Here is a 10,984-nt window from a genome sequence, read left to right on the forward strand (position 1 = left end):
AGCCGAGGCCGTGGAGCTGACCAGCACGTCGTTCCTGGCCGTGCTCGTCGGCGTCACCGCGCTCGCCATGCTGGCCGCGCTGCTCCTGTGGAACCGGGTCCCCGGCCCCGGCTGGGTGCGGTGGCCCGCCCGCGCGGTGATGCTCGGGCTGTGCCAGCTGACCGCGATCTGTGTCGTGGCCGCCTGGATCAACGGCAGCTACGGGCTCTACGCGTCCTGGGACGACCTCCTCGGCACCGGCCGGGCGGCGTCCACGATGACCGGACCGCCGCCCGGCCGTGCCGCGTTCACGCGGGGCGGGGACGGCACCCTCAGCACCTACTTCCGCGGAACCCGGTCCCACCTGGCCGGTCAGGTCATCGTGTGGACGCCCCCGGAGTACGACGCCCCGGGCTCGGCGAAGACCCGCTTCCCCGTGCTGACGCTGTTGCACGGCTACCCGGGCTCGCCCCGGTCCTGGGTCGAGCTGGGGTCCATGCCGGGTGCGCTGGAGCAGCTGGTCCGGCTGGGCGCGGCGCACCCGTACATCCTGGTGATCCCGGAGATCTATCCGGGCGGGGTGAACACCGACTGCAGCGACACCCCCGGGCACAAGGTGGCCACCTGGCTGGCGGAGGACGTCCCTGCGCTGGTGGCGCGGCACTTCCGTACGCTGCCCGGGCCCAAGGGGTGGGGGCTGATGGGGGTTTCCACGGGAGGGTTCTGCGCGGCGAAGCTGCCGCTCCAGTACCCGAAGGTGTTCGGGGCGGGCGCGGCCCTGGACCCGGACCCGCTGACCGGGGATCCCGAGGTGCTCGCGGATCGCGCCCTGCGGGAGCGCAACAGCCCCATGTGGCTCGTCCGCCGCGCGAGGACGGCGGACGTGGGCCTCTTCCTGGCCACCTCCGCCCAGGACAAGGACAGTCCGCCGGGGCAGCTGGACGCCTTCGCCCGGGCCGCGGCGGGCACCCACGTCCGGGTCAAGACCCTGGTCCGTCCCGAGGGCGGTCACAACTTCCAGACGTGGAGCGGGATGTATCCGGACGCCCTGGGCTGGCTGAGCACGGAGCTCTCGCCGCCCGGTGGTGGCTGAGCGGTACGGATCCCGCCTCAGAACCAGGTGGTGGTGAGGGGGAAGGTGGTGGTGGCGCTGGTGGGGGTGGTGTCGGTGGCGGTGATGGTGATCCGTGTGGTGCCGGTGCTCCAGGGGGTTCCGGTGATGCGTCCGGTGGTGGGGTCGAGGGTGAGGCCGAAGGGGAGGCCGGTGGCGCTCCAGCGGAGCGGGGCGCGGCCGCCGGTGGCGGTCAGCCGGATCGTGCAGGACCGGGCGAACGTGCAGGCCTGCGGGCCGGGGTCGGTGATCTTGAGGTCACCGGCCGTCGCGGTGGGCGTGGGCGTGGGGTCCGTGCCGCAGCCGGGGGTGGCTTCGGGCGGAAGGGGGACCCGCCATGTCTGGGGGTCGTTCTCCGAACCCACCAGCAGGGTGGAGCAGTCGGCGTACGTCACGGTCTCGCCCTGCGGCTGGGCGGGCAGCGGGACGTCCGCGAGCTTGGCGCCCGAGGCGGCGTCGTACACGGAGGCCGTGTTGGCGCCGAGCGGGCCGCCGCTGCGCAGGACGTAGGACGCGCCGGAGGGCGAGAACGCGCCGTCCGTGGTGAACACGGGACCGGGGCGCACGGGAGTGAGGGTGTTGAGCTGTCCGGTCACCGGGGGCAGCGGGGCTTTGTACAACTGCCCGGCGGTTCCGATGAGTTTGCTGGCGACGTACAGCTGCCCGGTCACCGGGTCGGCGAGCAGGGACTCGGCGTCGTGCCGGCCGTCGGCGTAGGCGAAGCGGTAACTGACGGGCGTCACGGCGGCGTTCACGAGCCGGTCCGGTTCGGGGAAGCTGTGGACGGTGATCTCGGCGCGCCCGGCGAGGTTGTCACCGATGTCGCCGACGAGGAGGACGGGAGAGCCCGCCGCGTCCTTGCCGAGGGCCAGGGCCTCCCAGTCGGTGTTGGTGACCCCGGAAAGGGTGAAGGTGGCCTTGAGCTGCCCGGTGGCCCCGGAACAGTCCACGGCGAAGACCTGGTTGGTGTTCCCGCTGTCGTTGACGGCGTAGAGGACGCCGGGGTGCCGGCGGCTCGCGGCCAGGCCGCTCAGTTCGGTCAGCCCGCCCGGCAGGACGCACTTCTTCTCCGGGGCGGGGGCGACAGGAGCGGCGGGAGCGGCGGTGGCCGCCCAGGCCACGGTGGGCAGCACCGCCGCGAGGGCCGCCGTCGCCAGCGCGGCCGCCCGGGGCGAGGGGATGAGGAGTCGGGACATGCCCACAAGGTGACGGCTCGTCAGCCAACGGGCCAGGGGTGTCCGCCCCCTGGGTGGGCATGGTTCGATGCCGGGCGGGCATGACACCCCGGGGCCCTCCCCCTCCCCCAAGGCGGGGAACGTCGCCCCCGGTCAGCGCGCCGGTTCCCGGACCGGCGCGTTGTGCCGGGCGTGCGCGATGAACGCCCGGGCCGCCCGGCTCAGCGGCCGCCGGGCGTGCGCGATGCCCACCGGCCGCAGCAGCGGCGGGGTGAAGGACCGGATCTCGGCCCGGTGGCCGAAGGCTCTCGACACCACGTCGCGGTACCAGATCAGCGAGCCCCGCCCGTCCGTCACGCCGGTCACCCAGGCGAGCCGCTCGTCCACCTCCAGGCAGGGCACCGGGCGGACGCCGAGACAGCTGAACATGGCTTCCATCTCGGTGCGCCGCCCCGTCCCCGGCATCGGCAGGACCATGTCCAGCCCGTCGAGCGCCCGGAACGGCAGCGGATCCGGCAGCCGGGAGCCCATCGGGGAGATCAGCACCACCTCGCGCTCCTGGATGTGGTGGGTCGACAGCTCCTTGTCCACCGGAAGGTCGACCAGGGCCAGTTCGGCCCGCCCGTCCAGGAGTTCGCGGGTCAGCACCTCGCGGCTGTCGTACTGCCGGAGCCGCACGTCGATGCCGGGATGCCGCTCGGTGAAGGCGGGGACCAGGTCGACGGCCAGGTCCAGGGCGAGGGTGGGGGTCGCGATCACCATGAGGGTGGTCCGGGCGCCGCCGGTGTGGGCCGTGCCGATGTCGTCGATCGCCTCGACGGCGTCCAGCACGGTCCGGGCGAGCCGGACCACCCGGGCTCCTTCCGGGGTGAGGTCCACCCCCCTTCCCCGGCGGGCGAGCAAGTCCACCCCCAGGTCCCTCTCCATGGCCTGCACGGCCCGCGAGAGCGCGGACTGGGCGACGAAGACGGAGGCCGCGGCGCTGGTGATGGAGCGGCAGTCCGCGACGGCGACCAGGTAGCGGAGCTGCGCCAGTGTGGGGGTCATGACCGGACGGTAACCGCGCGATGACGCAGGTGTAAGGGGCAGCCGGGTGAGCAACCGTCCGACCTGTCGAAGCTGTCATACCCGGTGGGCGACAACGCATACCGGCGCGGCATGACCCGCGCCGCGGCGCTGCGCCGGTCCGTACGCCGGGGCCGGCCCCCGGGCCGGGGAACCGCGCAGGCCACGGCCCGGACGACGGTCCGAGTCGGCTGCCTGACGGTCGCCGGGCGAGGCGGTCCGGAAATCGACCCACCCGAAAGACCGTCCTCCGCATGCCCGTTGACAGTACGCGGCGGCCACCGCACGATGCATCGCGGCGTCGGGGAACGCGACCGCCGTTCAAGCCCGTCCGGTCCACGGCGGGTCGCCCGGAACCGCGCAACGCCCGAACCGGAGGCGGCACGGACCCGCCCCGCGCACCGCCGCGCCGGTGCCCGGCGGTGCGTGCTCACCGCTCCGTGTTCCCCGCTCGTGTCCGTCCGTCCGCCCGCACCGCCCGCACCGCCCGCGGGTCCGCCGGGCGGCGCCCCTCCCCGCGACATGTCACACAGCACTCCCCCGTCCCCCACCGGAAGAGGAACGCACGTGACCCCCCAGGCCGCCCCGCCCGCCGCACCCCGCGACCTCGTGGTCGCGCTCAGCCCCTTCGAGGAACCCAACGCGCGCCTCGTGACCGCCGCCGAGCGGGCCGGTGCGCTCGGCCTCCTCGACCTCGGCCGGGACCCCGCCGCGGCCCGGAGCGCCTTCACCGAGCTGGGCCGGCGCCTGGGCCGCCCGTACGGCGTCCGGGTGCCCCGGGGCTGTCCGCTCGGCCCCGCCGACCTGCCCGCCGCGGTGGACACCGTGCTGCTGGCGGACCCCGCGGGCACGCCCGGCGCGTGGGCCGCGGGCGGGCGGCGGCTCTGGGCCGAGGTCACCACGCACGCGGAGGCCGTCGCCGCCCTCGCGGCGGGGGCGGCCGCGCTCGTGGCCAGGGGGCACGAGTCCGGCGGCCGGGTCGGCGACTCCACCACCTTCGTGCTCGTCCAGCGGCTGCTGGCGGACCCCGGCATCACGGTGCCCGTCCTGGCCTGCGGCGGGCTCGGCCCGCACACCGCGGCCGCGGCCGTTGCGGGCGGCGCCGCCGGGGTGGTGCTCGACGGGCAACTCGCCCTGACCACCGAGGGGGAGGCCGCACTGCCGGCCGAAGTGGTCGACGCCCTGCGGACGATGGACGCCGGGCAGACCCGGATCGCCGACGGCCACCGGGTCTACGCCCGGCCCGGACTCGCCACGCCCGAAGGCCCGGTGGCGCCCCTCCTCGGGGCCCGGAGCCTCGCGCGGCAGCTGCTGCCCGTCGGGCAGGACGGGGCCTTCGCCGCCCGGCTCGCCGCCCGCCACCGCACCACCGGTGGAGTGCTCCAGGCCGTCCGGGCCGCCGTACTGGAGCGGCCCGCGCTGGTGGCGCGGTGCGCACCGCTGCGCCCGCGTCAGGGTGGATCCCGGCTGCCGGTCGCCCAGGGGCCGATGACCCGGGTCAGCGACCAGGCCGCCTTCGCCGAGGCCGTCGCCGCCGGGGGCGCGGTGCCGTACCTGGCGCTGGCTGTCATGGCGGGCGCGGACGTACGCCGCCTGCTGGCCGAAACCGCCGAGCGGCTGGCCGGACGCCCCTGGGGGGTGGGGCTGCTCGGCTTCGCTCCGCCCGAGCTGCGGCGGGAGCAGCTGGCCGCGGTGGCCGACGTAAGGCCGCCGTACGCGATCGTCGCCGGGGGCAGTCCGGCGCAGGCGGCGCCCCTGGAGGCGGCGGGGACCGTGACCCACCTGCACGTGCCGTCGCCCGCGCTGCTGGAGCGCTATCTCGCCGAGGGGGCGCGGCGCTTCGTGTTCGAGGGGCTGGAGTGCGGCGGTCACGTGGGGCCGCGGGCCTCGTTCCCGCTGTGGGAGGAGCAGCTGGAACTGCTGCTCGCCGACGGCGAACCGGCCTCGCTGGACGTGCTGTTCGCGGGCGGGATCCATGACGCCCGGTCCGCGGCGATGGCGGCCGCGGCGGCCGCCCCGCTGGTGGAGCGCGGGGCCCGGTTCGGGGTGCTGATGGGCACGGCCTACCTCTTCACCGAGGAGGCCGTCGCGGCGGGCGCGGTGCTGCCCGGCTTCCAGCGGGCCGCCCTGGAGTGCGCGGACACCGTCCTGCTGCACACCGCACCGGGGCACGCCACGCGCTGTGCGCCCACCCCGTACGCCGAGACGTTCGTGAGCACCCGGCGGCGGCTGGAGCGGGAGGGGACGGACCAGCGGCAGGTGTGGGAGGAGCTGGAGCGGCTCAACCTCGGGCGGCTGCGGATCGCCAGCAAGGGGCTCGGGCACCGGTCCGGCGGCGGCGCGTCGGGGGCCGCCGCGGAGGCCGTCGGTGAGGAACAGCAGCGCGCCGAAGGGCTGTTCATGCTGGGCCAGGCGGCGACTCTGCGCGCCGAGACCACCACGGTGGCCGCCCTGCACCACGAGGTGACCCACGGGGCTTCGGAGCTGCTGGAGCGGCGGGCCCGGCAGTTCGCGCGGGCCGCCGTCCCGGCCGTGGCGGCCGGGACGGCCGATCCGCTGGACGTCGCCATCGTCGGGATGGCCTGCGCCTACCCGGGTGCGCCCGACCTGGCCGCCTTCTGGGCCCAGGTCCTGGCCGGGACGGACGCGGTGACCGAGGTCCCGGCGGAGCGCTGGGATCCGGAGATGTACTACGACGCCGACCCGGCCCGGGCCGGGGAGCGCACGCCGTCCCGCTGGGGCGGTTTCCTCGCACCGCTGCCCTTCGACGCACTCGCGCACGGCATCGCCCCCACCTCGCTGTCGGGCATCGAACCGGTGCAGCTACTGGCGCTGGAGATCTCGGCGCGTGCCCTGGCGGACGCGGGCTACGGCGCCGGGCGGGCCTTCGACCGCAGCCGCACCTCGGTGGTCTTCGGCGCGGAGGCGGGGACGGAACTGGCGGGGGCCTACGGGCTGCGCGCCCTGCACCCGGCCTACCTGGGCCCCTTGCCGGCCGAGCTGGACGAACAGCTGCCCCGGCTCACGGAGGATTCCTTCCCCGGCATCCTCGCGAACGTGATCGCGGGCCGGGTCGCCAACCGGCTCGACCTTGGCGGCGCGAACTGCACCGTGGACGCGGCGTGCGCCTCCTCGCTGGCTGCCCTCGACCTCGCCTGCCGTCAACTGCGGGACGGCGACAGCGACATGGTGCTGTGCGGGGGCGCCGACGTGCACAACGGGATCAACGACTACCTGATGTTCGCGTCCGTCCGGGCGCTGTCCCCCGGCGGGCGCTGCCGGCCCTTCGACGCGGACGCCGACGGGATCGCCCTCGGCGAGGGCGTGGGCGCGCTGGTCCTGAAGCGGCTTTCGGACGCGGAGCGGGACGGCGACCGGGTGTACGCGGTGATCAAGGCGGTCGGCGCGTCCAGCGACGGGCGTTCCCTCGGCCTGACGGCGCCCCGGCCCGAGGGGCAGCGCCGGGCCTTGGAGCGGGCGTACGCGCGGGCCGGTATCGCGCCGGCCGCCGTGGGCCTCGTGGAGGCGCACGGCACCGGCACGGTGGTCGGCGACAGCACCGAACTGACCGTGCTGAGCGAGGTGTTCACCGAGGCGGGGGCGCGGCCCGGCGGCTGCACCCTGGGGTCGGTCAAATCCCAGATCGGGCACACCAAGTGCGCGGCGGGGCTGGCCGGCCTGATCAAGGCGGCGTGGGCGGTGCACACCGGGGTGCGGCCGCCGACGGCGCACCTGGCCGCACCCAACGCGGCCTGGCCGGGGCCGCAGAGCCCCTTCCGCTTCGACACCGAGGCGCGGCCGTGGCCGGTGCCCGTGGAGCGCCGGATCGCGGGGGTCAGCGCCTTCGGTTTCGGCGGCACCAACTACCACGCGGTGCTGGCCGGTTACGCGGGGGCGGCGGAGCCCCGGCACGCGGTGGCGGCCTGGCCCGTGGAGCTGTTCTGTTTCCGGGGCGCCGACCGCCGGGCGGCCGGCCGGGCCATGGCGCGGCTCGCGGCCCGCCTGGAGGAGAACGAGGGCGCCGGACGGCCGTGGGCGCTGCGGGACCTGGCCGCGGAGACGGCGCGCGGCACCGCGCCGGTGCTGGTGGCCGTCCTGGCGAGCGGCCCGCGGGAGCTGGCGGAGCGGCTGGAGCGGGCCCGTACCTTCACGGCCGGGGAGGGCGTGTACGTACGGCCGCAGGCGCCGGATCCCGGGCGGGTGGCCTTCCTCTTCCCCGGCCAGGGCAGCCAGCGGCCGGGCATGCTGGGCGACCTCTTCGTGGCGTTCCCGGCCCTGCGGCGGCTGCTGGACCGGGCACCGGGAGCGGTCACCTCGGCGATGTTCCCGCCGACCGCCTTCACCGGGCCCGAGCGCGCGGGGCTGCGGGACGCGGTGACGGACACCCGGATCGCGCAGCCCGCCCTCGGGCTGGCCGGGGCGGCGGCGCACCTGCTGCTGGCAGAGGCCGGCGTACGGCCCGACGCCGTGGCCGGGCACTCGTACGGCGAGCTGACGGCCCTGTGGGCGGCCGGGGCGTACGACACGCAGGCCCTGCTGCGGCTGAGCGCGCGCCGGGCGGAGGCGATCCTCGGCGCGGCCGGAGCCGATCCGGGGGCGATGGCCGTCGTCACGGGAACACCGCAGGAGGTCCGGGCGGTCGCGGAGCGCGCGGGCTGTGTGGTGGCGAACCACAACGCGCCGCGCCAGTGCGTGGTGTCGGGGCCGACGGCCGCGGTCGACGCGGCGGTCCGCGACCTGCGGGCCGGTGGGCTGACGGCCCAACCCCTGGCGGTGGCGTGCGCGTTCCACAGCCCGGTGGTGGCGGGGGCCGCGGACGACCTCGCCGACGCTCTGGCGGAGGTGGAGGTCACCGACCCGGCGGTGCCCGTCTGGTCGAACAGCACCGCCCGGCCGTATCCGGCCGGGGCCGACGCGGTGCGCGAGCTGCTGGCCGGCCAAGTGGCCCGGCCGGTGCGGTTCGTGGAGCAGATCGAGGCGATGTACGCGGCCGGGGTGCGGACCTTCGTGGAGGCCGGGCCCGGGCGGGTGCTGAGCGGGCTGGTGGAGAAGATCCTGGGCCCCGAACGGCCCTGCACCGTCGTCTCGTTGGACGTGCCGGGCGAGCACGGGGTGGTCCGGCTGGTCACCGCGCTGGCCGAACTGGTCGCGGCCGGTGTGCCGGTGGCACCGGAAGCCCTCTTCCGGGGCCGGACCTCCGTCCTGCCCGAGCGGGCGCCGCGCCGGGCGGGCTGGCTGGTGGACGGCCATCTGGTCCGGACCGCGGACGGCGCCCCGGTGGCGGGCGGGCTGCGGCCGCCCCGGCGGATCACGGCTCCCCCGGCCGCCGTCTCCGCGTCCGCGTCCACGGCTCCTTCGGTCGAGGCCCCCGGTGCGCGCGAGGCGGCCGTACTGGCCTACCTGGACGGGACCCGCGAACTGATCGCGGCCCAGCGGGACGTCGTGCTGGGCTACCTGGGCGCGAGCCCGGGCGCGCCCGCCGAGCCGCGACCGGTCGTCCCGGCCGGGGGCGTCGAAGCAATGCCCGAGGTGACGGCCGCGGCGGCCGCCGAGGCGCCGCTCGCGCCCGTGGCGGTGACGGCCGCCGGGGTGATGGAGGTGGTCCTCGACATCGTCCACCGGCGGACCGGCTACCCGCTGGACATGCTGGATCCGGAACTGGACCTGGAGGCGGACCTGTCCGTGGACTCCATCAAGCGCGTCGAGATCATCGGCGCCCTGGCCGACCGGATCGGCCTCCCCCGCTCCGCCGACGGGTCGGCGGAATCCGCGGTGGAGGAACTGGCCCGGATCAAGACCCTGCGCGGCATCGTGGAGTGGATCACGAGCCACCGGGATGCCGCGGGCACGGGTCCGGGCCCGGCCTCTGATGCGGATGCGGGCACGCGGGAGGGCGGCGTCGCGGGCGCGGACCGCGCCGCGGAACCCGCCGGGGCCGCCGACGGGCAGGGCCCGGAGCGCCCCGGCGGCGAAGTCGGCCCCACCCGGGCCGGATTCACCGCTCCCGGACCGGACGGCGGGGCCGGTCCCGCCGGGACGGCGCCCCGGCGACCCGGACGCGTGCGGCGGATGACGCTCTCCGTGGTGCCCGCCGGGGAGACCCGGACCCCGGGCGACGACCTGCGCGGACAGCGGATCGGGGTGGCCGGGGACGGCCAGGGGGTGGCCCTCGCGCTGACCGCACTGCTGCGGGCCGACGGCGCCGAGGTGTGCGACCTGGGCGACCGGCCGGACGCGGTGGACGGCCCGGACGAACTCGGCGCACTGGACGGGCTCGACGGGCTCGACGGGCTGGTGGACCTCGGCGCGCTGCGCGGCGGCCCCGAGCCGGCGCTGCCCGGGACCTTCCCGGGCCTGCGGCGCGCCCTGACCGGTGGCATCCGGCGGCTGCTGCTGGTCAGCGGGGTCGGGGGCCGGTTCGGGCACCGGCCCGCCGACGGCGCCCCGGACTCCGGGAGCGCCGACCCCGCCGCCGGGGCGGGGCTGCACGGGTTCGCGCGGAGCGCTGCCCTGGAGTACCCCGGCGTGCTGCTGCGCGCGGTGGACATCGACCCCAAGGAGCGCGCCGACCGGATCGCGGCCCGGCTCCTGGCCGAACTCCGCTCCCCCGGCGGCCCGGTGTCCGTGGGGTACGGCTCCGACGGCGCCCGGGTCTGCCTGCGGGCGGTCGCGGCGCCGCTCCCGGCCGGGGCCGCGGCCACCGGCCCGCTGCCCCTGGGGCCGGACTCCGTGGTCCTGCTCACCGGCGGCGCCCGGGGCATCACCGCCCGCGCGGCCCTGGCCCTGGCCGAGGCCACCGGCTGCCACGTCGAACTGGTCGGCCGCACCCCGGAACCGGCCGCCGAGCCGGACGCCTTCGCGCAGGCGCACGACCGGGTCGCCCTGCGGGCCGCGCTGATCGCCGGGGGGCTGCGCAAACCCGCCGAGATCGAGGCGGCCGCCTCCCGCGTCCTCGCGGAGCGGGAGGTGCGGGCCACCCTGCGCTCCCTCGGCGGGGCCGCCGCGTCGGTGCGCTACCACCGCGCGGACGTCACCGACGAGGACGCGGTCCGGGCGGTGGTGGCCGACGTACGGGCGCGGCACGGCCGGCTCGACGGCATCGTCCACGGCGCCGGAACGCTGCGCGACGCGCTGGTGGCCGACAAGGAACCGGCGGCCTTCACCGAGGTGTTCACGACGAAGGTGGCCGGGGCCCGGCACCTGGCGGCCGCGGCCGCCGAGCACGGCCGCGGCCCCGCGCCCTCGTTCCTGGTGCTGTTCGCCAGTGTGGCGGGGGCCTTCGGCAACCGCGGCCAGTGCGACTACGCCGCCGCCAACGACGCCCTGGACGGCTTCGCGCACACCTGGTCGGACACCTTCCCCGGCCGGGTGCTGGCCATCGACTGGGGGCCCTGGGCCGCCGCGTCGGGCGGCATGGTCACGCCCGAACTGGAGCGGAACTACGCCCGGCGCGGCATCCCGCTGATCGGCCCGGAGGAGGGAGCCGCCGCCTTCCTCGCGGAACTCGCCCTGCTCACCGCGCCGGACGAGCCCAACGGACCGGGCGGACCCGGCGGTGCGGGCGAGCCCGCCCCCGGCGGGCGGACCGCGCAGGTGGTGCTGATGGCCGACGAGGACCCGTCCGAGGCGGACGGCCGTGGCTGAGGCGCGCCGC

General features: G+C 76.9%; 4 protein-coding genes. 2 read left to right on the top strand and 2 right to left on the bottom strand.

The window, feature by feature from the left end; all coding sequences use genetic code 11:
* The first annotated feature begins 10 nt into the window (after positions 1–10).
* Positions 11–1,072, top strand: a complete 1,062-nt coding sequence (locus tag AC0693_RS29825; protein WP_478803374.1) for an alpha/beta hydrolase — start codon at positions 11–13, stop codon at positions 1,070–1,072.
* 17 nt (positions 1,073–1,089) lie between these two features.
* Here AC0693_RS29825 and AC0693_RS29830 read toward each other — a convergent pair whose 3' ends face one another.
* Positions 1,090–2,286 carry a putative Ig domain-containing protein gene (locus tag AC0693_RS29830; RefSeq protein ID WP_478803375.1) on the bottom strand — a complete coding sequence of 399 codons (1,197 nt, stop codon included), beginning with the start codon at positions 2,284–2,286 and terminating at the stop codon, positions 1,090–1,092.
* Between the two features lie 132 nt (positions 2,287–2,418).
* Complete coding sequence (locus AC0693_RS29835; protein ID WP_469315564.1) at positions 2,419–3,312, bottom strand: LysR family transcriptional regulator; 894 nt, start codon at positions 3,310–3,312, stop codon at positions 2,419–2,421.
* 585 nt (positions 3,313–3,897) lie between these two features.
* Between AC0693_RS29835 and AC0693_RS29840 the strand changes: the two genes are divergently transcribed.
* Positions 3,898–10,974 (top strand): SDR family NAD(P)-dependent oxidoreductase, encoded by a 7,077-nt coding sequence (locus AC0693_RS29840; protein WP_478803376.1) that lies wholly within the window; start codon positions 3,898–3,900, stop codon positions 10,972–10,974.
* Positions 10,975–10,984: the final 10 nt, after the last annotated feature.

It is taken from the genome of Streptomyces sp. NPDC043876 (assembly GCF_056435825.1).